Below are 22,030 nucleotides of genomic sequence, written 5' to 3'. Positions count from 1 at the left end.
CTCCAGTACCGAGTAATCCGCAACGGCGGCCAAGCGATTTGCGGCGCGTCGTAGCCGAATCAGTTGCACATAACTAAAAACCGGCACGCCGACGAACGCGGTGAATATGCGATGGAAGTGAAACGTCGAAAAATTCGCCACATGACTCAACGTCTTCACCGACAGATCACCTTCGAGATTCTCATCAATGTAGGCGAGTACGGCGTTGAAGCGCTTTGTGTAAGCGGCGTTGATCGGCGTGTCAGACACTGGGGCAAGCTCCTGGAAGTACGGTCGGCAATAGAGTCGACTATAGCGACGGGAGCATGCCTAGCCGGGTTTGCTCAACGCTGGTTTTGGGTTGGAGTATCCATAGATGAGTGACCGCCCCTTTCACCCCTGCGACGTCTTCCATTGAGCGTGTGTAAGTCCATAACACTTCGCCAAGGCAGGCGCGGCGGATATTTTCAGTTCGGCGTCATACAAGTGCACCGCACCCAACTTCATCGTGGCCGTTTGCGAACGAATGTTCGTAGTCGCTATGTGGAAATAGACGATGTCGTAAGCCGTGAATGCATGCTCCAGCATCAACTGCTTAAGTTCGCGGTTGGAATTGCCACCCCACTTCGCACGCACCAGAAATGTAAAACCGATGGCAATGCTGTTCGGTAGATCCGGCGGTGTGTAGTAGCTTGATGTGCCAACGATATCCCCCGAGGCAATATCAATGACAGCGAGCGCCTTCTTCGTGGCGAGTAGAGAGGCGAAGTACGCCTCGAAAACTTCGCGTTTATACCGATCCTTAGCGGGATGGCTACCCCAGATGTCTGGATCAGCCGCTGCCTGAAACATACCTTCAAAATCACTGTCTGCCAAAGGTTTAAGCCTCAGGGTGCTTCCGCACAGATCGGGTTGGCAGTCGAAGTAGGGGACGGACATGGGTTTCTTTCCGATTGGCCTAGGGGTTGGAGCCAGTCTAGAGCGGCAGTTTGATAAAGAAAGATCCAATGTGACGGGTAATGATGGAGCCATCGCTGTAGAAAAGGGGGGGATTTATTTTCCGAGTAACAGCTGGCTGTGCGGTTTTGGATCGTTAGTTGCTCTTCCTGGAAGGCAGCTATTGGCCGAAAGCAAACCTGGGCAAACATCAGCCTCGGGTCGATCCAAGTCATCCAGCCACCAATCCTCCACCCCGTGAAAGGCTTCATTGGAGACCTTTTCTGATAGCGCAAAAGGACGCCCATGTCAGTAACACACGTCCACGGGCTTTCCCTTATGGTTTTAACAACACGTCCGGCCGACCAGCATCAAACTCGCCATAGATCAGCGACATGGGCCTGCAGTGCCCAGCGCCGAATGCCTTCCTGAAATTCACAACCTCGCTACCTGCTGCAGGCACGAATCGGCCTTAATTACCCATCACCTCGTCCAATGCCTGCTCAAGGATGCTGACCGTACGCTCGATATTACGCAGCTTTTCAAGTCCGAACAGGCCGATGCGGAAGGTCTGGAAGTCGGCCGGTTCGTCGCATTGCAACGGCACTCCGGCGGCGATCTGTAGGCCGTGGTTGGCAAATTTCTTGCCGCTCTTGATGTCGGCGTCATCGGTGTAGCTCACCACCACGCCAGGGGCCTGGAAGCCGGCTGCGGCCACGCTTTTGATGCCTTTGCCGGTCAACATTGCGCGCACCTGATCGCCCAGAGCCTGTTGTTCGCCGCGGACCTTTTCGAAACCGTAGGCTTGTGTCTCTTTCATCACTTCGTTAAATCGCGCGAGGGAATCGCTGGGCATGGTCGCGTGGTAGGCATGTCCGCCCTGTTCGTAGGCCTGCATGATCTGCAGCCACTTTTTCAGGTCGCAGGCGAAGCTGCTGCTTTGGGTCTGTTCGATGCGCTCGAGGGCCAAAGAACTGAGCATCACCAGCGCGCAGCAAGGGGAGGCGCTCCAGCCTTTCTGCGGTGCGCTGATCAGCAGGTCGACTGCGCATTTCTGCATATCAACCCAAAGCGTGCCTGAGGCGATGCAGTCCAGCACGAACAGGCCACCCACCGCATGCACGGCGTCGCCGACGGCCCGCAGGTACTCGTCGGGCAGGATAATCCCTGATGAGGTTTCAACGTGGGGGGCGAAGACAATCTGCGGCTTCTGCGCCGCAATGGCTGCCAGCACTTCGTCCAGGGGAGGGGGGGCGTAGGCAGCCTGGCGACCGGTGTCGACCGGTCGGGCTTTCAGCACCGTGGTGGCCGCCGGGATCTTGCCCATCTCAAGGATCTGGCTCCAGCGATAACTGAACCAGCCGTTGCGTATCACCAGGCATTGCTGGTCGGTGGCAAACTGTCGCGCCACCGCTTCCATGCCGAATGTGCCGCTGCCCGGGACCACCGCAACAGCCTGGGCGTTGTAGACCTGTTTCAGGGTCTTGGAAATGTTCTTCATCACGTCCTGAAACGACTGCGACATGTGGTTGAGCGAACGGTCGGTATAGACCACTGAGTACTCGACCAGCCCCTCGGGATCGATACTGGGATAGAGCTTTGACATGGGGTAACTCCTTTGGCAGGGATCTCAGTGGTTTCGACCCTGCCCTAAGCCTTGGCAAATGACAAATTGCTCGGGATTGAATGGCGACTTCTATCGAGCGGCGGGCCTCATCAGGTCGATTGCTGGACTTGGCAATGCTTACAGTCCAGCCTTCGATTCAAATCCGCGCCAATGCCTGCGCCAGATCCGCCCTCAAATCCTCCACATCCTCAACCCCGACCGACAATCTCACCAAGCCATCGCCAATCCCCAACTGCGCCCGCGTTTCCGCCGGAATGCTCGCGTGAGTCATGATCGCCGGGTGCTCGATCAAGCTTTCCACGCCACCCAGACTCTCAGCCAGCGCAAAGATTTTCACGCTTTCAAGAAAGAGTTTGGCGCCCGCCAGGTCGGTGTTCAGGTCAACCGAAATCATCCCGCCAAACCCGCGCATTTGGCGGCGTGCCAGTTCGTGCTGCGGGTGCGAGGGCAGGCCCGGGTAGTAGACGCGTGACACTTGCGGCTGGCGTTCCAGCCATTGCGCCAGTTCCAGCGCATTGCTGCAGTGGCGTTCCATGCGCAGGGCGAGGGTTTTCACGCCGCGCAGGGTCAGGAAAGCGTCGAACGGGCCGGAGATCGCGCCGACGGAGTTTTGCAGGAAGCCCAGGCGTTCGGCCAGTTCCGGGTTTTGCCCGACGATGGCGATGCCGCCGATCACGTCGGAGTGGCCGTTGAGGTATTTGGTGGTCGAGTGCACGACGATGTCGAAGCCGAGTTCCAGCGGACGCTGGATCCATGGGCTGGCGAAGGTGTTGTCGGCGACGCAGATGATCCCGCGGTCACGGCAGAGGCGGGCGATGGCGCTGAGGTCGGTGAGGCTCAGCAGCGGGTTGCTTGGGGTTTCGACCCAGACCATGCGCGTGTTGTCCTGCAGCGACGCTTCGAAGGCTGAAAGATCGGTCAGGTCGACGTAGCTGAAGCGGTGCCCGGCGCTGCGTTGGCGCACTTTGTCGAACAGGCGGAAGGTGCCGCCGTACAGGTCGTTGCCGGAGACGATGTGCGAGCCGGCGTCGAGCAGCTCAAGCACGGTGGAAATCGCCGCCAGCCCGGAGGCAAAAGCGAAGGCTTGGGTGCCGCCTTCGAGGTCGGCGACGCAACGCTCCAGGGCGAAACGCGTCGGGTTGTGCGAGCGGCCGTAGTCGAGGCCTTTGTGCACGCCGGGGCTCGATTGCAGGTAGGTGGAGTTGGCGTAGATCGGCGGCATCAGCGCCCCGGTGGACGGGTCCGGCACCTGCCCGGCGTGGATCACCCGAGTGGCGAAGGCGCGCGGCGCACCGGTTTCATCGTGCTGACTCATGTAAGGGATCTCCGTAAGTGATTGAGCAGGTCGACGCGGGTAATCAGGCCGTGGAAGCCTGAGGCGTCGGCGATAATCGCCACCAGCCCGCGATCGAGTTCGGCTTGCAGTTCAGCCAGACTGGCGCCGGGCGACAGGGTTTGCACTTTGTCGGTCATTGCGCTGGCCACGGTCAAGCGAAAGTGCGAGGCATCTTCTTGCATGCCGAACAGAATATCCGACTCGTCGATCACCCCGACCAATTGCTTGCCGTCCACCAGCACTGGCAGTTGCGACACATCCGCCAGGCGCATGCGCTGGAACGCGGTGAGCAGCGTGTCATCCGGGCCGACGCTGATCACTCGGCCATCCTCGAAGCGCCGGGAGATCAGGTCGCGCAGGTCGCCGTAGCGCTTGTACTGCAACAGGCCCTGGTCGTTCATCCATTGGTCGTTGTAGACCTTCGACAGGTAGCGGGTGCCGGTGTCGCAGACGAACGTGACCACGCGTTTCGGCTCGGTTTGTTCGCGGCAATAACGCAGCGCTGCGGCCAGCAAGGTGCCGGTCGACGAGCCACCGAGAATGCCTTCGGCGCGCAGCAGTTGGCGGGCATGATCGAAGCTTTCTTCATCACCGATCGAATAGGCGTGGCGCACGCTGGAGAGGTCGGTGATCGACGGAATGAAGTCTTCACCAATGCCTTCCACCGCCCACGAGCCGGGCTTGCCCAGGATGCCGCTGCGGCTGTATTCGGCCATCACCGAGCCGACCGGGTCGGCCAGGACCATTTCCAGATTTGGCTGTACGCGCTTGAAGAAACGGGTCAGGCCGGTCAGGGTGCCGGCGGAACCGACGCCGACGACGATAGCGTCCAGATCATGCTGGGTTTGCGCCCAGATTTCCGGCGCGGTGCTGCATTCGTGGGCCAGTGGGTTGGCCGGGTTGTTGAACTGATCGGCAAAGAACGCGTCGGGAATTTCCTTGGCCAAACGCGCCGCTACGTCCTGGTAATACTCGGGATGGCCCTTGCCGACATCGGAGCGGGTGATGTGCACCTCGGCGCCCATGGCCTTCAGGTGCAAGACCTTCTCGGTGGACATCTTGTCCGGCACCACCAACACCACGCGATAACCCTTGGCACGGCCGACCAGCGCCAGACCCAGGCCGGTGTTACCAGCGGTGGCTTCGACGATGGTTCCGCCGGGTTTCAGGCGTCCGTCGCGCTCGGCGGCGTCGATCATCGCCAGGCCGATGCGGTCCTTGATCGAACCGCCGGGGTTCTGCGATTCGAGTTTGAGAAACAGCGTGCACGGGCCGGTGTCGAAGCGGCTGACGCGCACCAGCGGGGTATTGCCGATCAGTTCGAGAACGGCGGGGCGGGAGTTATTCGGCATAGCGTCACCTCCTGTGGGGGGGCAGCAACCGGCGGCGAAATGTCGCCCGCCAGTCGCAGGCAAATCACGCTTGGACCATAGGCCGGGTTGGCCCCATCCGCAACCGGGTGTCGCCATTCGGTAACGGTACGACGCTGTTCCCCTATAACGAAAAAAACCGCTGGTCCTTTAACGGAGCAGCGGCTTCAGATTCACCAGTTTTAACCATGGCGCATAACCCCTGTGGGAGCGGGCTTGCTCGCGAAAGCGGTGTAACAGTCAGCCTCTATGTTGAATGTTAAGCAGCCTTCGCGAGCAAGCTCGCTCCCACAGGGGATCGCTGGTGGGCAGGTCAGTTCGTGGTGGCTTCCGGCAGTTTGGCGATGACTTTGATTTCGAACTGGAAACCATACAGCCAAGTCACGCCCACAGCGGTCACAGTTGGATGCGGCGCATTGCCCCAGAACTCCGGCACCACGCTCCAGATTTTTTCAAACCGCTCCTGCGGATTGACGATAAACACCGTCACATCAATCACGTCGTCAAACGTACAACCGGCCTCATGCAGGATCGCGTTCAAGTTGTTGAAGGCGAGGCGTACCTGATCCTCCAGAACCGGCTCGGGCGAACCGTCCTCGGTGCTGCCGACTTGCCCCGAAACAAACAGGAAACCATTGGATTTGATCGCTGGCGAGTAGCGATTGCGCTCGTAAAGTGCCTGGCGTCCAGGCGGAAAAACCACATCACGCTGAGTCATAAAGTGCCTCCATCGGCAGGTCAACAGTGACCCGTCATTAACGATGAAGTGACTGTAAGGACTTGCACCCGCCCGATAAACGAGCAACCGTAGCTATCACTGTTTGTAAAACCCAAACAATCCGGGGCGAAAATGGACCGTTTTGATGCGATGCAGGCCTTTGCGCGAGTCGTGGAGGCGGGCAGTTTCACCAAGGCTGCCGAGACGTTGCACATGAGCAAGACCAGCGTGACGCAACTGGTGCAGCAACTGGAGGCGCGGTTGCGGGTCAAGTTGCTCAATCGCACCACGCGCAAGGTCAACGTCACTGCCGATGGCGCGGTGTTTTACGAGCGGGTGGTGCGGCTGCTGGCGGACCTGGACGATGCCGAGACCGGTTTGTCCGGTGCGTCGGTGCAGCCTCGGGGAAGGTTGCGGGTGGATGTGCCGAGTCCGTTGGCGAGCATGATTCTGGTGCCGGCGCTGCCTGAGTTTCATGCGCGCTATCCCGACATCCAGATCGACATGGGCGTCAGCGATCGCATGGTCGATATCATCGGCGAGAACGTCGATTGCGTGGTGCGCGGCGGCGAACTCACCGATCAGTCGCTGATGGCGCGGCGAGTCGGCGATCTGCAACTCGGGGTGTTTGCGGCGCCGAGCTATTTGGCGCGCGTCGGCACGCCATTACATCCACGGGAGCTTGAAGATTCGGCGCATCGCATCGTCGGATTCCTCTGGGCGCGCACCGGCAGAGCCTTGCCCTACGCCATGCGCAGCGACAGTGAGAGCGTGGAGATCAAGGGTCGTTACGTGCTGGCAGTCGATGACGGCAACGCTTATCTCGCGGCGGGCCTGGCCGGGCTCGGCGTGTTGTGGATGCCCGACTACATGTCCAAGGCCCATGAAGCGAGCGGTGATTTAGTGCGGCTGTTCGGTGGCTGGCGGCTTGATCCGATGCCGATTTATGTAGCGTTTCCGCCGAACCGGCATATCAGCCGCAAGCTGCGGGTATTTATCGATTGGGTCGCGGAGCTGATGACGCAGCATGCGCCGATCACGGATCGACCTGATGCATAAGGCCCCTTGAAAACATTCTTCGGCATTTCCGAAATTGATTTTCGATTTTTGCCTGATTATCAAAATAATCCTTAAGCACTAACGTTGCGCCATGCCCTTCGGCGCATCACTTAATGTTTGAGGTCAACAGCATGGAACCCACGAACACCGAATCTGCGAGCCCACTAAATCCTCAACGCCGGACCTTTCTGGCCCAGGCCGGTGCAGGGGCGGCCGTACTGGCCGCTGGCGCGTTGCTCAGTCCGGCCAACGCTTCCGCCGCGCAAAGCACCGGCGCGGCAACGCCAACTTCGAGCAAATCCAAGGGTGGTTTCTGGCCGGGCGATACGCGGTTGGTGGTTTCGATTTCCATGCAGTTCGAAGCCGGTGGGCAGCCGCTCAAAGACACCGACAGCCCGTTTCCTCGCGTGAATTTCCCCGACAGTGTGCCCTCGGATCCGGCCACCAATACCTGGTTTGCCTATGGCTACCGCGAAGGCGTTCCGAGGCTGCTCGACCTGTGGGATCGCCACGGCGTCAAAGTCACCAGCCACATGATCGGCGATGCGGTGAAACGCAACCCGGCGCTGGCCAGAGAGATCGTTGCCCGTGGCCATGAAGCCTCGGGGCACGGCCCGCACTGGAGTTCGCAATTTGCCATGAGCCGGGACGAGGAACGCGCCTTCCTACAGCAGGCCGCGAGCATGCTGACCGAGGTCACCGGCCAGCCCGTCAAGGGCTACAACTGCAACTGGCTGCGGCGCGGGCCTAATACTTTGTCGCTGCTGCAGGAGTTGGGTTACGTCTATCACATCGATGATGTCAGCCGCGATGAACCCTTTATCGAACAGGTCAACGGCAAGGATTTTGTCGTGGTGCCGTACACCCTGCGCAACAACGACATCGTGCTGATCGAGGGCCGCAACTACTCGCCGGGGCAATTCCTGGAGCAGATAAAACTGGAGTTCGATCAGCTCTACGAAGAGGCCGGCAGCCGGCGGCGCATGATGTCGGTCAGTGCGCATGACCGGATAAGCGGCACGCCGCAGATGGTGCGGGTCTGGGACGAGTTTCTGCGCTACGCCAAACGCCATCCGGGTGTCGCCTTCATGCGCAAAGACGCCATCGCCGAATACACCCTCAACAGCCCACTCAGCATTCGGGAAACCGAGACGATCTGAGTCTTGCCCGACATCATAAAAAGGAAGCCTGACGATGCCACCTTCAATCGCATCTGCGTCCCTCATCGCCGGTATTTTGTTCGCCGTGACAGTGCCCGGCACTGCCGACGCCACCGAGCTGGTGAAACCCGGACTGTTGATCACCGACAAGAGCCTGACCGCCGCGCAACTCAACCTCATGGAAACCGCCGCCCGCCGTTACGACACGTTCTGGAATACCGGCGAAGAAGTGTTTGCCCGGGAAGCATTGGCGGACAACTTTATCGACAAGACCCCATCCGAAGGTCGTAAACAGGGGGTGGAAGGGCCGTTGTTGGCATCCCGGGCGTTTCGTGGTGCGGTGCCGGACCTGAGTTGTGAAGTCGAGCAAATGATCATCGCCGGCGACCGGGTCGTGGTGCACCTGCATTTTCGCGGGCATTTCACCGGGACCTTTGGCGAGACCAAAGGCACCGGGCAAACCGTGGACTTCATCGCCACCGATATCTACCAGATTGAAAACGGCAAAATTGCGGCGAACTGGCACATCGAAGACAACCTGACGCTGATGAAGCAGTTGGGCGTGTATCGCTAACCCTTGTAGGAGCGAGGCTTGCCCGCGAAGGCGGCGTGTCAGTCGACTTTGATGTTGGCTGACACAATGCCTTCGCGGGCAAGCCTCGCTCCTACAGGGGGGGTGGTGGTTTTAGGTCTGTGGGGGGGCGATCCATTTGTTGATGGTGGGCGCTTGCCATTGCTCCAGCGCATCAATCAGCGCCGCCGGATCGGTGTTGAAGATCAGCATGTCGCTGTGTTCGGTCTTCATGAAGCCTTCCTTCACCGCATGCTCAAGCAGGCTGCGCACCGGGTTGAAGAAGTCGCCGATGTTCAGGCAGGCGACGCCTTTGTTGTGCTCGCCGAGTTGGGTCAATGTCGCGACTTCGAACAATTCTTCAAAGGTCCCCAAACCACCCGGCAAGGCAATGAAGGCGTCCGCCCATTCACTCATGCGGGTCTTGCGGCTGCGCATGTCCGGGGTGATTTCATGCCGGGTCAGTCCACCATGCAGATGACCGAGGTCGTGCAGGTAGCGGGTGATGATGCCCACCACCTCGCCGCCCTCGGCCAGCACAGCATCGGCCACGATCCCCATCAAACCCCGGTCGGTGCCGCCGTACACCAGCTGCAAACCGCGCCTGCCGATTTCCCGGCCCAAGGCACGAGCACCTTCGGTATAGGCGGGGTTGAAGCCAAAATTGGAACCGGAGAAAACCGCAATGCTGCGAAGTGGAGAGGGCATCGATTGTGTCCGCTTGAGGGCTGAGCGCCTCATCCTGCGGTGTGTTGGACTGATGCAAAAGCGCCAAGAATCGAGTGTTCGAGTAGGCCATGAGGCCGTTACAACAATTCCAGAATGCGCTGGCCAAGGCGTTCGGCGGTGGCCTGGGAATCGATGTTGGCGAACCCGAGCAGCAGCGCCGAATCGGTCTGGCCACGAATGCTGAAATCACTCAGCGCTTCGGCATAAATCCCTGCCTGCTGAAGGCGCTCGACCAGCGCGCGATCAGATTGTTGATCCGTCAGCCGCAGGATCAAGTGCATGCCACCCGGTTGCGCATCAATGCGAATCCGCTCGCCCAAAACAGCCTTGAGCCCCCGCGCAGTCGCCTCCCGGCGTTCGCCGTAGAGTTTGCGCATGCGCTGGATATGCCGGGCGAAATGGCCCTCGGTGAGAAACGTGGCGACGATGGCCTGAGTGAGTTCCGGGCAGTTGCCAAGGAAGGTCTGACCGACGTGCTCGAAGCGCTCGACCTGCGCCGGCGGCACCACCAGATACGAGAGGCGGATCCCGGGAAACAGCACTTTGCTGAACGTGCCGGCATACAGCACCCGACCGTCACGATCCAGGCTCTTGAGCGCGGGCAACGGGCGGCTGACGTAGCGGTATTCGCCGTCGTAGTCGTCCTCGACAATCCAGGCTTGCTCACGGCTCGCCCACTCCAGCAGTTCCAACCTGCGCGGCAACGACAGCGACACGCACAGCGGACTTTGATGCGCCGGCGTGACCACTGCCGCACGGGCGCCCATCGCGTTGTTCACCGCTTGCGCGACCTGCATGCCGTCCTGATCGACCGGCACCGGCACCGTTTCAATCTGCAGATGCGCGAGCAATTGCCGGGTCGGCAGGTAGCCAGGGTCTTCGACCAACACGCGGTCGCCGGGTTTGAGCAAGGTGTGGGCGATCAGCGTCAGTGAGTTGCGGTAACCCGAAGTGATAAACACCTGGGACGGCGCGCAGGTAATGCCGCGAGCGACTTGCAGGTAAGTGGCAATCGCGATGCGCAACGATTCCAGGCCATACACCGACGGGTTGGCCATGTCCGTTACCTGCGTGGCGCGAACGCAACGGGCGCCAATCTGCGCCCAGATTTTCCTGGGAAAGGCGTCCAGCGCCGGTAAGGCCATTTGAAACGGCAGGATCGGCGCCTTGTGCCGGATCGAAGTGTTTTCGACCGTTCGCTCGGCGGCAGAAGAGGGCGCCCGCACATTGATCCCTGGCGCCACCACCGTCCCGGCCTGGCCGCGCGCCTGAATGTAGCCTTCGGCGGTCAGCAAGGAATACGCGGTATCGATGGTGCCACGGGCCAGGCCGAGTTCTTTCGCCAATGCCCGGGCCGCCGGAATCCGCTCGCCCGGCGTGAGCGCGCCATCGGAAATCGCGCTGCGGAACCGCCAGTAGATTTGCCGGTAGATCGGTTCTTTGGACGCCGGGTCCAGGGGCGAAAAAGGCTTGCCGGGATTTGTCATTGCGCCTCGTGATGGTGGAAATACGTGTGCAACGCCTGATCAGTCGAGGCGCGGGCCTCAGCGACAGCATCCGGGCCCAGGGCGGTGCCTTCGACTGTGAAGAAATTTAGATCATGCAGGCCGATCATGTTTAGCACGGCTTTGAGATACGGCGTCAAAAAGTCCGGCTGACGCGCACGCTCCCCGGAAAATCGCCCGCCTGAAGCAATGGCCACGAACACCGGACGGTCGCGCAGCATCGGGGTTTTGCCTTGTGCGCCGACATTAAACGTCCGGCGTACCCGAGCGACGTGATCAATCCACACCTTCAATGCCGAGGGCACAGTGAAGTTGTGCATCGGCGTGCTAATGACCAGCACATCGGCGCTTTCCAGTTCGTTGATCAGCGTTTCGGACTGAATAAAAGAACCCTCTTGAGAGACGTCTTCGAGCGATTGTTGGGAGATCGCGTAGTTCTCATCCACATGCGCGATCCCGCCGGCGCCTACCACCCGATTGATCAATTCAGCGTTCGGATCGCGCTGCAATAAATGCCCGATCACTTTTTGCGACAGCCGATAGCTCTCGGACGCTTGCCCGCGAGGGCTGCAACTGACATGCAGGATATTCATGGTTTTTACCTTCCGGATAATCGACAGAGGCACCCATGCTACGAACCCCATGACCCAGGCAAAAGATCCATGAAATGCCTTTCTGGCTGGTCCATGAATGGATAAGTATGGCCCATGACAATAGGCAGATCATGGACCTTCACCGCTGGTCCATGACGCACCACGATGGAGTCCTCAAATCAGCCAACAGAGGATTCATCATGACCAATCGCATCGACTACGCCAGCGCTTCGCCCGACGGTTACAAGGCATTCGGCGGCGTCTACGTCACCCTGCAAAAATCCGGTCTGCCCCACGAACTGATCGACCTTGTGTACCTGCGCGTCTCGCAAATCAACGGCTGCGCCTACTGCATCGACATGCACTCGCGGGACCTGATCAAGCTCGGCGTCAGCGTAGAAAAACTGGTTTTGGTACCGGTCTGGCGTGATGCCGGTGCCGTATTCAGCACCCGCGAACGCATCGCTTTGGCCTGGGCCGAAACCGTTACGAACGTGGCTGAAACCGGCGTGCCGGACGCGGACTATCAAGCCACCGCCGCCGAGTTCAACGAAAAGGAACTGGCCGACCTGACTTACGCCATCGGCTTGATGAACGCCTTTAACCGCTTCGGCGTGGCGTTCCGCTCGATCCCTGCGGCGGCCAACAAAGCCTGAACCCTTTAGGCGAGCGCCGTGTTGGCGCTCGCTCACCTCTCACTTGCTAAACGAAAGGAGTTGTCACCATGGCATGGTTATTATTAGGTCTCGCCGGCATCCTCGAAATCGCCTTCGCATTTGCGATGAAAGGCTCGGAAGGCTTCACCCGATTGACCCCCGGACTCATCGCCGCCGCTACCGGTGTGTCGAGCGTCTACATACTTTCCGTGGCGCTGCGTTCATTGCCGGTGGGCACGGCTTACGCGGTGTGGACCGGCATCGGCGCGGCGGGCACGGCGATTCTCGGGATGGCGATATTGGGGGACTCCACCACGCCGTTGCGGGTGCTTTGTATCGCGCTGATCTTGGGCGGCGTTATCGGGTTGAAGTTGGTGTCGGCGAATTGATCAAGTGACGTATTGGAAAACCCGAACTTCTTGGCCATGCACCGCTGTCAGAGGGATTCCTTTGAAGCCTGTAGCGAATCATCTTTGATGTCGTCGGCAAATTTGCGCATGAGCCGTACCAGGTTGTCGAAATCCCCCTCATCCCAAGTGGCGAATATCGACTGTCCAATTCTTTCGCGTGCTTCATCGACACGATCAGTCATCGCTTTGCCTTTCTCGGTGATAACCGACTCACGAACTCGGCGGTCGACTGCGCTTCCCTGGCGGAAGATCAAGCCGAGGGTTTCCAGTTTCGCTACCTGACGGCTGACAGTCGTGTAATCGCGCCCCACGCGGTCGGCTAGTTCAACAACGCCAATCGGCCCCAGCCGCTCCACCAGAACCAGCAGCGGGAACAGTGCCCGGTCGAGAGATATTCCAGCCTCCCGGACCATCGCTTCGTCGCGCTGAGGGCGGTTCATCACACCGACAATCTCCAGCAGCGCCCCATGCAGTTCCCGGAGTTGGCTATTTATATGTGTAGTTTGCACGTTTTCTGTTGACACTATTTTTTCTCCATCCGAATATGTGCATAGTGCACATATAGGAGGTTGAGATGAAAGAGCAATTCGCAGTGGATGTGTTGATTTGCGGCGCGGGTGCGGCCGGCCTCACCTTGGCGATCGACTTGGCGAGACGGGGGATTTCCTTCCGGCTGGTCGAGAAAGCGGAGCATCCGTTCCACGGTTCGCGCGGCAAGGGTATTCAGCCAAGAACTCAGGAAATATTCGAGGATCTCGGGATTCTCAACCGCATCGTTGCCGTTGGAGGAGTCTATCCGACTGAGCGCCTATATCGTGACGACGGCACTAGCAGTGATTCTGAAGTCACGGTGCTTAACGACCCGACGACGGCCGAGCCTTATCAGTTACCGCTGATGGTGCCGCAATTTCTGACCGAAAGCGTGATGCGAGAGCGTCTGCTTGAGCTGGGGCATCGGCCGGAATTTGGTTGCGAGTTGGTGGGGTTCGAGCAGGATCAGGATGGCGTAACAGCGCATCTGGTCAGCAAGGCGGGTGAAGAAGCGCTTCGCGTGCGGTGGCTGGTTGGCGCCGATGGCGGCCGTAGCGATGTGCGCCATACGCTGAATGTCGGATTTCCAGGAAAAACCCTCGGTGTGCGTGCATTGGTGGCAGATGTTGTGCTGGCAGGGCTTTCGCGCGATTTCTGGCACCGCTTCGGCGCTGGCGATATGGGGCGGCAGATCGCGCTGTGCCCCCTGGCCGGAACCGAACTGTTTCAGATCCAGGCGCCTATCCCGCTCGATGCGGACATGGATTTTTCAGCCGATGGGCTCACGGCGTTCATTGCTCAGCGTACCGGCCGCCACGATATTCAGGTCCAATCCGTGTCATGGGCATCGGCCTATACGATGAATGCACGGCTGGCGGATCGATACCGGATTGGTCAGGTTTTCCTCATTGGGGATGCCGCGCACATTCATCCGCCGACGGGTGGCCAAGGTCTCAACACCAGCGTGCAGGACGCCTACAATTTGGGCTGGAAGCTGGCCGCAGTCGCCAACGGCGCGCCTGACAAACTGCTCGACAGCTATGAAGAGGAGCGGCGCCCCGTTGCGGCGGCGGTGCTTGGGTTGTCGACAAAGCTCCTTGATGACCTGAAGCGCGGCGATATGCGTCGTGGCCGTGAGGTGCATCAACTCGACATTGGCTATCCCCAATCGACACTTGCGATGGAGCAACCCGAGCGTACTCGGCGTTTGTTCGCAGGCGACCGCGCACCGGATGCAGCGCTGCGCGGCGCCGCTGGCCAGTCGTTGCGGCTATTCAATCTGTTTCAGGGCGCGCACTGGACATTACTGGGTTATGAAGTAGCGCGTGGGGCTGTGCAGCCTCGCCCCGGACTGCATATCCATACCTTCGGCCCACGTGGCGAGATACAGGATGATCAAGGGCACTTTTATCGCGCTTATGAACCCGCCATCGGCGATTGGGTATTGGTGCGTCCTGACGGCTACGTCGGTGCGATCGTTGCTACTGACGATTTAGTCGCCCTGGAAGGCTATCTCAAGCAGGTAGGGATCGGTGTCGCCAGCAACTGCGGCGGCTGATGCGAATCCCGACTGAGCCATTCACGACGGACCCGTAGAGCCATCATCAAAAATGCTCTCGATCGGCAACTCAAACGCACGGGCAATTTGAAACGCCAGCGGAAGGCTTGGGTCATAACGCCCATTTTCAATCGCGTTGATTGTTTGCCGCGAGACATTCAACAGCGCGGCCAGATCAACTTGCGACCACTTACGTTCGGCGCGAAGTTCTTTCAGTTTGTTTTTCATTGATAACGACGTCTGGCGACCTGAAGCCCGATGATCCACATCAAACCCATCACCGGCCACACAAAGGTCCAGTTGAGATGGGGGAACCCGACATTCTCCAGAAAGCCGTAACTGAAGGTCAGCAGCGCGGACGCCGCAAAGGCAAAACCAAGCGCCTCGAACTGGATGCGCAAGTGCATTTCATCCATCTGCCGAAGGTTGCGCACGATGGCCCAGCACATTAACGCTGCCGGCAGCATTGGCATCAACGTAACGGTAATCCGCAGGGCCGTGCTGGCGTTTTCCAGATGCTGTAGCAGCGTCAGCGAGCCGGCCAACATGATCATGTAGAGGGTGAGTGAGGCGGCCATTTCGTAGTAGTAACGTTTCATTTCATCGTCCTGATGTAAAAGGTGCTTTACATACTCGTCGAAGTTTTTCGCGATGTAAAGGGTGCTTTACGTCGAAGGTATCTCGCCATTCAACCATTCCTGATTCATCGTCTCGGCATCGCCCAAATAATCCAGCAACCAGGTCATCGCCGGCGAAAGCTTGTTTTGATTCCACGCCACGCACGACGGGCTGGCGGCGAAAGGGCGTTGCAGGTTCAGGGCGACCAGTTCGCGTTGCTTGATCAGCGGGATCACCAGGTGCGCCGGCGCCATGCCCACGCACAAACCTTCACGCAAACAATCCAGGGCCGAGGCCCAATTCGGCACCACCAATCGTCGCTGATTATCCAGCGACCAGGTATCGCGTTTCGGCAGGTGGCGCGAGGTGTCGTTCATGCACAGCGCGGGGTAGGGGCGCAGTTGATCGTCGTCCAGCGGACCGTCCATTGCCGCCAACGGATGCCCGGCGCTGACCACGCACAACCAGTTCAACAGGCCCATGTCGCGGAAACTGTAGTGACTGGCCACCGGCACTGCACTGGTGGCGCCGATCACAATGTCGGTGCGTTCATCGGCGAGGGCGTCCCACACGCCGTTAAACACTTCGTAGCCAAGCAGCAATTCCACGTCGGGAAACTGTTTATAAAAATCCAGCACCAATTGCCGGCAGCGCTCCTGTTTGACGATGGCATCCACCGCCACTTTCAGCTGACCACTCCAGCCGTTGGCCACTTGCTGGCACAGGCGTCGGGTGTCGAGCATGCTTTTCATGACCCCGCGAGCCTGCTCGATAAACAGCTTGCCGGCCGGCGTCAGCTCGACATCGCGATGCCGCCGCACAAACAGCGGCACCGCCAGCCATTGCTCCAGTTGGCGCACGGTGTAACTGACCGCCGACGGCACGCGGTGCAGCTCTTGCGCCGCCGCACTGAAACTGCCATGCCGGGCCACGGCATCCACCACATCGAGGGAATATTCAGACCACATTCAGTTGCCTTCAAAAATATTGATAAGAACGTCCAATTATTATCGCTTCACAGCAAAGTCTCACCACCCATAATGGCACGCTGCTAACAAATTATTTGATTTGAAGATTCCGTTAGGGCGTTGATGAAAAACTCGTTTGGTTTCACCTGTTATTTGATTGGGCTGAGCGTGCTCGGCTACCTGGGCATGGACATGTATCTCCCGGCGTTCGGCGTCCTTGGCGGCGACCTGCACTTGTCGGCCGGCGCGGTCGGCGCGAGCCTGAGCATCTTCCTCGCCGGGTTTGCCGTCGGACAATTGTTGTGGGGCCCGTTGTCCGACCGTATCGGTCGCAAACCCGTGTTGTTGATGGGCCTTAGCCTGTTCGCACTGGGCTGCCTCGGCATGTTCCGGGTCGAAACCGAAGTGCAACTCTGGGCGCTGCGCTTTATCCAGGCTGTCGGCGTGTGCTCGGCGGCGGTCAGTTGGCAAGCGCTGGTGATCGACCGCTACCCGCCACACCAGGCCAATCGCTTGTTCGCCGGGATCATTCCGCTGATGTCCCTGTCGCCCGCACTCGCGCCACTGCTGGGGGCGATGCTGCTCAATCACTGGGGCTGGCAGGCGATTTTCGCTGTACTGCTCGGCATCAGCGTCGCATTGCTGGTGCCCACGGCGTTGCTCAAAGCCACGCCGAAACGCCTGACAGCCAGCGGCGAACGTTCCCGCATCAGTTTCGGACAACTCCTCAAGACACCGGCCTTCAGCGGCAACGTGCTGATCTACGCTGCCTGCTCCGCCGCATTCTTCGCGTGGCTCACCGCCTCACCCTTCATCCTCGGCGGCATGGGCTACAGCCCCAGCGACATCGGCCTGAGCTACGCACTTCCAACCTTGGGATTCCTGATCGGCGGCTTTAGCTGCCGCAGCTTGCTGCAACGGATCAGCGGCCAACTGATGCTGCCGTGGCTGATCCTCGCGTTTTGCCTGAGCATGGTCGCGTTGTACCTGGTGGCGACGTTGACCACGCCAACCCTGACCACATTACTGATCCCGTTTTGCCTGATGGGATTGGTCAACGGTGCCAGTTTCCCGATCATCATTACGAATGCGCTGATGCCATTCCCGGAAAACTCCGGCAAGGCAGCGGCCCTGCAAAACGCATTGCAACTGGGGGCGTGCTTTGGCGCGAGTTTGCTGGTGTCTACCTGGATCGAGCAGCCGTTGCAGACTGCAGTGATGGTGATGCTCGGGACCGTGCCGGTGGCGGTGTTGGGGTATTGGATGCAGGGGCGCAAGAGAGGAGAGGTGGAACGGTTTGGGCAAGTTGAGACAGATCAGTAACGGAGTTCTGAGAATCCCGAACAAAACACGTTCCCTGTAGCAGCTGGCGAAGCCTGCGTTCGGCTGCGAAGCAGTCGCGAAGTAAGCCAGCGCGGTGCTTCAGGGAAACCGTGCACTCAGGTTTTACGACTGCTTCGCAGCCGAACGCAGGCTTCGCCAGCTGCTACAGGTTTGGGTTAAGGCACGAAAAAGCCCGGCTGATCAGGCCGGGCTTTTTGTTGAGTACCGCGATGAAACCATTCATTTATGCGGTGCGGTTTTGGATCAGACGGTCGGAACCACCTTCAGCAACACGATTCTGGATCAGACGATCCGAACCACCTTCAGCAACGCGGTTCTCGATCAGACGATCAGAACCACCCTCAGCAACGCGATTCTCGATCAGACGATCCGAGCCACCTTCAGCAACACGATTCTCGATCAGACGATCAGAACCACCTTCAGCAACGCGATTCTCAATCAGACGATCCGAACCACCCTCAGCAACGCGATTCTCGATCAGACGATCCGAACCACCCTCAGCAACGCGGTTCTCGATCAAACGATCCGAACCACCCTCAGCCACTCGGCTTTCAATCAATCGATCCGAACCGCCTTCAGCAATCATGGTGCGAGAAGGCGCGGCAAAAGCGTTAACTGCGAAAACCGAGAAAGCGATGCTGAGAAGGATTTGGCGTTTCATGATGGTGTGCTCCGGGGGAGTTATTGGTTGGTATGGAGGCGATGTTACGCCCCGGATTTTTTAAGAGAACTTCATTGATGTGATGGTGACTATCGACGCTGGCAATGGTTGAGGAGGGCGCCTTTGCACTGGCGATTTTCCACCCTGAACCCGCAATTCAAGGTGCCGCCAGGCAGAAGTCAGATGATTCACTATTCTGTCATCACAGCCGATAGCCTGATGTGCAAACGCCTTGTATCCACAACCAGCGAGAAATTATGCCGAACAATCTCGCCCCTATTGTCTCAACGCTCGCCAATCGATCGAGCCTGTCGCTGGCACGTGCCTCTCTATTCAAATTCGTGGGGCTGTTGGCGGCCGTGTTTTTACTGGCCAGCGGTTCGCTGATTTATCTCGCGCATGATCTGGACCGTACAGAAGAGGTCGAAAGCGCTTTCTACACAAAGAAGGCCGTGCAATCGCTGGAAAAATCCCTGCGCTCAACCGTCAAGGACTACGCCTTTTGGGGCGATGCCTACAAGCATCTGCACACGGATATAGACGTTGACTGGGCCTACACCCGGCAAAACGTGGGTTCAACGCTGTACACGGATTTTGGCTTCCAGGGGGTGTTTGTCGTCGACGACGCCAATCGCACCGTTTACTCCGTGATCAAGGGTGAGCTCAAGCCCGTTGACGCCGCCGAGTGGCTGGAGCAGTCCTCCCTGGCCGGGATTCTCGATAAAGCACGTGCCGGCGCCGAGACAGAAACGCCCACAACCACCTTTATCAATGTGAAAGGCATACCCACCCTCATCGCGGCCGCCGCCATTACCCCGGGAACTGACCCAAGCGTAGTGCCTGATGAGAAGCCGCCGTCGGTGTTGATTTTCGTGGATATGTTGAACAGCACCAAGCTGGCCCTGATCGGCGACGATTTCGGGGTCGATCGCCTGCACGCCGCCACGCCTGACGAAACGGGCACCACGTCATTCCTTGCATTGGGCGATGACGGCACGGCTGGCGGCCTGCGCTGGAGTTCATCAAAGCCCGGCCTGCGTTTATTGGGGGTAGGGCTGCCATTGATCGGCATCGCTGCGCTGTTGGTGTGCCTGATGACCTGGTTCATTTTGCGTCGTGCGACCGCCGCGGCGCAGGCACTCGATGCCAGCTACATATCGCAGCAACGCAGCCAGGACGCGCTCGCGACCAGCGAAGCGCGTTTTCGCGACGTGGTTGAAGCCAGCTCGGACTGGGTCTGGGAGATCGATGCCGACTGGCGTTTGACCTTCTTGTCTGAGCGATTTGAAGTCGTTACAGGACTTTCCAGAGACGCCTGGACCGGAGCCGTGATCGATGATCTGTTGCATCTCGAATCCGGCACGTTGTCGCAGTGGCTCAGCATCCCGAAGCGCCGCCCCGACATCAGCGTCCAGTGTCGCTATATCGACAGCAAAGGTCAGGAGCGAATCACCCGTCTTTCAGCTAGAGAAATGACCGGGGACGGATTCCGCGGGACCGCGACCGATGTCACAGAGGAAGTTGAAGCCCGTCGCCGGATCGAATTCCTCTCGCAGCACGACGCCTTGACCGGGCTCCCCAACAGGACACGTCTTCAGGAGTTTCTGGACGGCAAACTCAAGGCACTGCCGACGGCGGAGCAACCGCTGATCATGCTCAGCCTGGACCTGGATCGGTTCAAACCAGTCAATGATTTGCTCGGGCACGCCGCCGGTGATTTGGTCCTTAACCAGGTATCGAACCGCCTGGCCGACTGCGTGCGCGATGGGGACCTTGTTGCCCGTGTCGGGGGAGATGAATTTGTCCTGATCCTCACGGATGTCAGCACCCAGGACGAGGTCGAGGCGCTCTGTCGCCGCCTGATCGAGTCGATTGAGCGGCCTATCGAAATTGGCGAGCAAGAAGTATTCGTCAGCGCCAGTATCGGCATCGCGATGGCGCCAACGGACGCTTTTGAGGCGGCCGAGCTGCTTCGCTACGCGGACATTGCGTTGTACGAAGCCAAGGCCGGAGGCCGTAATACCTGGCGCTTTTACGCGGGGGACATGAACGCCAGAATCATTGAGCGGCGTCGCCTGGAAAGCGACCTGCGCTATGCGATCAAACACGGTGAACTGCGCCTGCATTTCCAGCCTCGCTATCGAATCGCCGACGGTCAGATGGTCGGTGCCGAAGCGTTGGTACGCTGGCAGCACCCCGTACGCGGGTTAATTCCGCCCGACACGTTTATTCCGATTGCCGAAGAGTCCGGGCTGATCCTCGCGTTGAGCAACTGGGTCATCAATACCGCCTGCAACTGCGCCGCCCAGTGGCCGAACAATTTGTTTGTCTCCATCAACCTTTCACCGATCGAATTCAGGCAAGGCAACCTGATCGAGCGCATTCAGCAAACCCTGCACGACTCGGGCATCGACCCCGCCCGGGTAGAACTGGAGATCACCGAAAGCGTCATGCTTGAAGATGCCGCCGGCGCACTGGAGGTGATGCGAACGCTCAAGCGCCTCGGCGTGCGGATATCCATGGACGACTTCGGCACGGGATATTCGTCACTGAGTTACCTGCGCGAATTCCCTTTCGACGGCCTGAAAATCGACCGCAGCTTTTTGAGCCGACTGGTTGAAAGCGAAGATGACAAGGCGATCGTCCAGGCCATCGTCGGGTTGGGGCGTGCGTTATCGCTCACCGTGACGGCAGAGGGCATCGAAACGGCGGAGCATCTGCGATTGCTGAAAGCAGTGTCCTGCGATGAAGGTCAAGGCTACTACTTGAGCCGGCCGCTGGAGATTGAGGCTTTCAACGCCTTGGTCGAACATGCGGGAGCGAAAAGCATCGTTTGAATCGACTCAGCAGGAAGCTGATGGCTAATTGATTTCAAAATGTTACCGCTTCAACGGTTTTTTTGTTAGATTGCGCGCCTCAAAAATTAACCAGGGAAGCGTTATGTTTTTTGTTATTTGGCAAGGATGGGGCCTTCTGGCAGTTGTTATCCCGCTACTCTGCGTCATACCTTTCGCCGGGCTCGGCAATGGGCTCGGGCTGGGTGTCGGCCTACTGGTCGGCGCGGCCGTCAACGCCTACGTTGGCCACCGGATGAACAACCAGCCGGGCAAGATCTACATCGATAGAGACACCGGCGGCGAAGTCGTCTTTCGCAAGAAACACACGCTGTTTTTTGTGCCGATGCAGTACATCTCGGTACTGTGGGTAGTGATGGGTATCTTCATGCTGTTGAATGCGCACTAAGCCTGATTTCAGGTACAAAAAAGCCCGGCTTATCAGACCGGGCTTTTTGTTGAGTCCCGCGATGAAACCATTCATTCATTCATGCGGTGCGGTTTTGGATCAGTCGGCCGGAACAGCCTTCAGCGATTGAGACAGATCAGTAACGGAACTCTGAAAATCCCAAACAAAACACGTTCCCTGTAGCAGCTGGCGAAGCCTGCGTTCGGCTGCGAAGCAGTCGCGAAGTAAGCCAGCGCGGTGTTTCAGGGAAACCGTGCACTCAGGTTTTACGACTGCTTCGCAGCCGAACGCAGGCTACGCCAGCTGCTACAGGTTGGGTTTAAGGCACGTATCGCGATGAAACCATTCATTTATGCGGCGCGATTTTGGATCAGTCGGCCGGAACAGCCTTCAGCGATTGAGACAGATCAGTAACGGAACTCTGAAAATCCCAAACAAAACACGTTCCCTGTAGCAGC

22 protein-coding genes and 1 pseudogene are annotated in these 22,030 nt (G+C 58.8%); 9 read left to right on the top strand and 14 right to left on the bottom strand.

All coding sequences use genetic code 11. From position 1 onward, the window contains the following. The 6 genes and pseudogenes from ACIOYV_RS32735 to ACIOYV_RS32710 all read right to left on the bottom strand — a co-directional run. A pseudogene (locus tag ACIOYV_RS32735) lies at positions 1-249 on the bottom strand (AraC family transcriptional regulator); the annotation flags it as partial. A 123-nt stretch (positions 250-372) separates the two neighbouring features. After that, positions 373-918: a GNAT family N-acetyltransferase gene (locus ACIOYV_RS32730; RefSeq protein ID WP_401330567.1), complete on the bottom strand. Its 546-nt coding sequence runs from the start codon at positions 916-918 to the stop codon at positions 373-375. Positions 919-1,387: 469 nt separating this feature from the next. Continuing rightward, on the bottom strand, positions 1,388-2,521 hold the full coding sequence (locus tag ACIOYV_RS32725; protein WP_401330564.1) for an aminotransferase class V-fold PLP-dependent enzyme: 1,134 nt from the start codon (positions 2,519-2,521) through the stop codon (positions 1,388-1,390). A gap of 157 nt (positions 2,522-2,678) precedes the next feature. Continuing rightward, complete coding sequence (locus ACIOYV_RS32720) at positions 2,679-3,857, bottom strand: cystathionine gamma-synthase (protein WP_054054970.1); 1,179 nt, start codon at positions 3,855-3,857, stop codon at positions 2,679-2,681. Then, a complete protein-coding gene (locus tag ACIOYV_RS32715; RefSeq protein ID WP_054054968.1) occupies positions 3,854-5,230 on the bottom strand; it encodes a cystathionine beta-synthase in 1,377 nt (458 codons plus the stop codon). Before ACIOYV_RS32715 ends, ACIOYV_RS32720 begins: the two co-directional genes overlap by 4 nt. 331 nt (positions 5,231-5,561) lie before the next feature. Continuing rightward, positions 5,562-5,966, bottom strand: coding sequence for a RidA family protein (locus ACIOYV_RS32710; protein WP_163909565.1), 405 nt, complete (start codon positions 5,964-5,966; stop codon positions 5,562-5,564). A gap of 132 nt (positions 5,967-6,098) precedes the next feature. Between ACIOYV_RS32710 and ACIOYV_RS32705 the strand changes: the two genes are divergently transcribed. The 3 genes from ACIOYV_RS32705 to ACIOYV_RS32695 all read left to right on the top strand — a co-directional run bounded on the left by ACIOYV_RS32705 (position 6,099) and on the right by ACIOYV_RS32695 (position 8,759). Continuing rightward, positions 6,099-7,025, top strand: a complete 927-nt coding sequence (locus tag ACIOYV_RS32705) for a LysR family transcriptional regulator (RefSeq protein WP_054054963.1) — start codon at positions 6,099-6,101, stop codon at positions 7,023-7,025. A gap of 131 nt (positions 7,026-7,156) precedes the next feature. After that, positions 7,157-8,185 carry a polysaccharide deacetylase family protein gene (locus ACIOYV_RS32700; RefSeq protein WP_401330559.1) on the top strand — a complete coding sequence of 343 codons (1,029 nt, stop codon included), beginning with the start codon at positions 7,157-7,159 and terminating at the stop codon, positions 8,183-8,185. Positions 8,186-8,219: 34 nt separating this feature from the next. After that, entirely contained in the window at positions 8,220-8,759 is a 540-nt protein-coding gene (locus tag ACIOYV_RS32695) for an ester cyclase (protein ID WP_401330556.1), read from the top strand. A 111-nt stretch (positions 8,760-8,870) separates the two neighbouring features. Here ACIOYV_RS32695 and ACIOYV_RS32690 read toward each other — a convergent pair whose 3' ends face one another. From ACIOYV_RS32690 to ACIOYV_RS32680, 3 genes are all read right to left on the bottom strand, one after another. Then, positions 8,871-9,464, bottom strand: a complete 594-nt coding sequence (locus ACIOYV_RS32690; protein ID WP_401330553.1) for a TIGR00730 family Rossman fold protein — start codon at positions 9,462-9,464, stop codon at positions 8,871-8,873. A gap of 98 nt (positions 9,465-9,562) precedes the next feature. After that, positions 9,563-10,972 (bottom strand): PLP-dependent aminotransferase family protein, encoded by a 1,410-nt coding sequence (locus ACIOYV_RS32685; RefSeq protein WP_401330550.1) that lies wholly within the window; start codon positions 10,970-10,972, stop codon positions 9,563-9,565. Further along, complete coding sequence (locus tag ACIOYV_RS32680; RefSeq protein ID WP_265044837.1) at positions 10,969-11,583, bottom strand: FMN-dependent NADH-azoreductase; 615 nt, start codon at positions 11,581-11,583, stop codon at positions 10,969-10,971. The genes ACIOYV_RS32685 and ACIOYV_RS32680 overlap by 4 nt, the downstream gene beginning before the upstream one ends. Before the next feature lie 200 nt (positions 11,584-11,783). Between ACIOYV_RS32680 and ACIOYV_RS32675 the strand changes: the two genes are divergently transcribed. After that, the gene (locus tag ACIOYV_RS32675; RefSeq protein ID WP_401330546.1) at positions 11,784-12,239 is read left to right on the top strand and encodes a carboxymuconolactone decarboxylase family protein; all 456 of its coding nucleotides are present in this window, start codon (positions 11,784-11,786) and stop codon (positions 12,237-12,239) included. A gap of 68 nt (positions 12,240-12,307) precedes the next feature. Continuing rightward, on the top strand, positions 12,308-12,628 hold the full coding sequence (locus ACIOYV_RS32670; protein ID WP_163909573.1) for a multidrug efflux SMR transporter: 321 nt from the start codon (positions 12,308-12,310) through the stop codon (positions 12,626-12,628). Positions 12,629-12,675: 47 nt separating this feature from the next. Here ACIOYV_RS32670 and ACIOYV_RS32665 read toward each other — a convergent pair whose 3' ends face one another. Continuing rightward, a complete protein-coding gene (locus ACIOYV_RS32665) occupies positions 12,676-13,173 on the bottom strand; it encodes a MarR family winged helix-turn-helix transcriptional regulator (protein WP_290028940.1) in 498 nt (165 codons plus the stop codon). A gap of 50 nt (positions 13,174-13,223) precedes the next feature. Between ACIOYV_RS32665 and ACIOYV_RS32660 the strand changes: the two genes are divergently transcribed. After that, a complete protein-coding gene (locus ACIOYV_RS32660; RefSeq protein ID WP_401330542.1) occupies positions 13,224-14,738 on the top strand; it encodes an FAD-dependent oxidoreductase in 1,515 nt (504 codons plus the stop codon). A gap of 21 nt (positions 14,739-14,759) precedes the next feature. Here ACIOYV_RS32660 and ACIOYV_RS32655 read toward each other — a convergent pair whose 3' ends face one another. The 3 genes from ACIOYV_RS32655 to punR form a co-directional block, all read right to left on the bottom strand. Further along, complete coding sequence (locus ACIOYV_RS32655; protein ID WP_290028944.1) at positions 14,760-14,966, bottom strand: helix-turn-helix transcriptional regulator; 207 nt, start codon at positions 14,964-14,966, stop codon at positions 14,760-14,762. Next, positions 14,963-15,337, bottom strand: coding sequence for a hypothetical protein (locus ACIOYV_RS32650; RefSeq protein WP_401330538.1), 375 nt, complete (start codon positions 15,335-15,337; stop codon positions 14,963-14,965). The genes ACIOYV_RS32655 and ACIOYV_RS32650 overlap by 4 nt, the downstream gene beginning before the upstream one ends. A gap of 66 nt (positions 15,338-15,403) precedes the next feature. Then, the gene (gene punR, locus ACIOYV_RS32645) at positions 15,404-16,324 is read right to left on the bottom strand and encodes a DNA-binding transcriptional activator PunR (protein ID WP_401330535.1); all 921 of its coding nucleotides are present in this window, start codon (positions 16,322-16,324) and stop codon (positions 15,404-15,406) included. A 123-nt stretch (positions 16,325-16,447) separates the two neighbouring features. Between punR and punC the strand changes: the two genes are divergently transcribed. Next, a complete protein-coding gene (gene punC / locus ACIOYV_RS32640) occupies positions 16,448-17,647 on the top strand; it encodes a purine nucleoside transporter PunC (protein ID WP_401330532.1) in 1,200 nt (399 codons plus the stop codon). A 244-nt stretch (positions 17,648-17,891) separates the two neighbouring features. Here the strand turns inward: punC and ACIOYV_RS32635 are convergent, their stop codons facing one another. Next, positions 17,892-18,329, bottom strand: a complete 438-nt coding sequence (locus tag ACIOYV_RS32635; protein WP_401330529.1) for a phage infection protein — start codon at positions 18,327-18,329, stop codon at positions 17,892-17,894. Positions 18,330-18,586: 257 nt separating this feature from the next. On the opposite strand from ACIOYV_RS32635, the gene ACIOYV_RS32630 reads away from it, so the two are divergent. Both ACIOYV_RS32630 and ACIOYV_RS32625 read left to right on the top strand, forming a co-directional pair. Further along, positions 18,587-21,166, top strand: a complete 2,580-nt coding sequence (locus tag ACIOYV_RS32630) for an EAL domain-containing protein (RefSeq protein WP_401330526.1) — start codon at positions 18,587-18,589, stop codon at positions 21,164-21,166. 103 nt (positions 21,167-21,269) lie between these two features. Then, positions 21,270-21,572 (top strand): hypothetical protein, encoded by a 303-nt coding sequence (locus ACIOYV_RS32625; RefSeq protein ID WP_213941396.1) that lies wholly within the window; start codon positions 21,270-21,272, stop codon positions 21,570-21,572. The last annotated feature ends 458 nt before the right edge of the window (positions 21,573-22,030 follow it).

Source organism: Pseudomonas sp. NPDC087342, assembly GCF_044744265.1.
GTDB lineage: Bacteria > Pseudomonadota > Gammaproteobacteria > Pseudomonadales > Pseudomonadaceae > Aquipseudomonas > Aquipseudomonas nunensis.
The sequence above is the reverse complement of the archived record's forward strand: the minus strand, read 5'-3'. Positions and strand labels throughout refer to the sequence as shown.

Excerpts from the sequence above, each read along its gene's own strand:
- ACIOYV_RS32695 (WP_401330556.1), top strand. The coding sequence starts at position 8,220 with ATGCCACCTTCAATCGCATCTGCGTCCCTCATCGCCGGTATTTTGTTC.
- ACIOYV_RS32710 (WP_163909565.1), bottom strand. The coding sequence starts at position 5,966 with ATGACTCAGCGTGATGTGGTTTTTCCGCCTGGACGCCAGGCACTTTAC.
- ACIOYV_RS32705 (WP_054054963.1), top strand. The coding sequence starts at position 6,099 with ATGGACCGTTTTGATGCGATGCAGGCCTTTGCGCGAGTCGTGGAGGCG.
- ACIOYV_RS32625 (WP_213941396.1), top strand. The coding sequence starts at position 21,270 with ATGTTTTTTGTTATTTGGCAAGGATGGGGCCTTCTGGCAGTTGTTATC.
- punC (WP_401330532.1), top strand. The coding sequence starts at position 16,448 with ATGAAAAACTCGTTTGGTTTCACCTGTTATTTGATTGGGCTGAGCGTG.
- ACIOYV_RS32630 (WP_401330526.1), top strand. The coding sequence starts at position 18,587 with ATGCCGAACAATCTCGCCCCTATTGTCTCAACGCTCGCCAATCGATCG.
- ACIOYV_RS32660 (WP_401330542.1), top strand. The coding sequence starts at position 13,224 with ATGAAAGAGCAATTCGCAGTGGATGTGTTGATTTGCGGCGCGGGTGCG.
- ACIOYV_RS32680 (WP_265044837.1), bottom strand. The coding sequence starts at position 11,583 with ATGAATATCCTGCATGTCAGTTGCAGCCCTCGCGGGCAAGCGTCCGAG.
- ACIOYV_RS32675 (WP_401330546.1), top strand. The coding sequence starts at position 11,784 with ATGACCAATCGCATCGACTACGCCAGCGCTTCGCCCGACGGTTACAAG.
- punR (WP_401330535.1), bottom strand. The coding sequence starts at position 16,324 with ATGTGGTCTGAATATTCCCTCGATGTGGTGGATGCCGTGGCCCGGCAT.
- ACIOYV_RS32670 (WP_163909573.1), top strand. The coding sequence starts at position 12,308 with ATGGCATGGTTATTATTAGGTCTCGCCGGCATCCTCGAAATCGCCTTC.
- ACIOYV_RS32690 (WP_401330553.1), bottom strand. The coding sequence starts at position 9,464 with ATGCCCTCTCCACTTCGCAGCATTGCGGTTTTCTCCGGTTCCAATTTT.
- ACIOYV_RS32650 (WP_401330538.1), bottom strand. The coding sequence starts at position 15,337 with ATGAAACGTTACTACTACGAAATGGCCGCCTCACTCACCCTCTACATG.
- ACIOYV_RS32725 (WP_401330564.1), bottom strand. The coding sequence starts at position 2,521 with ATGTCAAAGCTCTATCCCAGTATCGATCCCGAGGGGCTGGTCGAGTAC.
- ACIOYV_RS32720 (WP_054054970.1), bottom strand. The coding sequence starts at position 3,857 with ATGAGTCAGCACGATGAAACCGGTGCGCCGCGCGCCTTCGCCACTCGG.
- ACIOYV_RS32655 (WP_290028944.1), bottom strand. The coding sequence starts at position 14,966 with ATGAAAAACAAACTGAAAGAACTTCGCGCCGAACGTAAGTGGTCGCAA.
- ACIOYV_RS32685 (WP_401330550.1), bottom strand. The coding sequence starts at position 10,972 with ATGACAAATCCCGGCAAGCCTTTTTCGCCCCTGGACCCGGCGTCCAAA.
- ACIOYV_RS32700 (WP_401330559.1), top strand. The coding sequence starts at position 7,157 with ATGGAACCCACGAACACCGAATCTGCGAGCCCACTAAATCCTCAACGC.
- ACIOYV_RS32715 (WP_054054968.1), bottom strand. The coding sequence starts at position 5,230 with ATGCCGAATAACTCCCGCCCCGCCGTTCTCGAACTGATCGGCAATACC.
- ACIOYV_RS32730 (WP_401330567.1), bottom strand. The coding sequence starts at position 918 with ATGTCCGTCCCCTACTTCGACTGCCAACCCGATCTGTGCGGAAGCACC.
- ACIOYV_RS32635 (WP_401330529.1), bottom strand. The coding sequence starts at position 18,329 with ATGAAACGCCAAATCCTTCTCAGCATCGCTTTCTCGGTTTTCGCAGTT.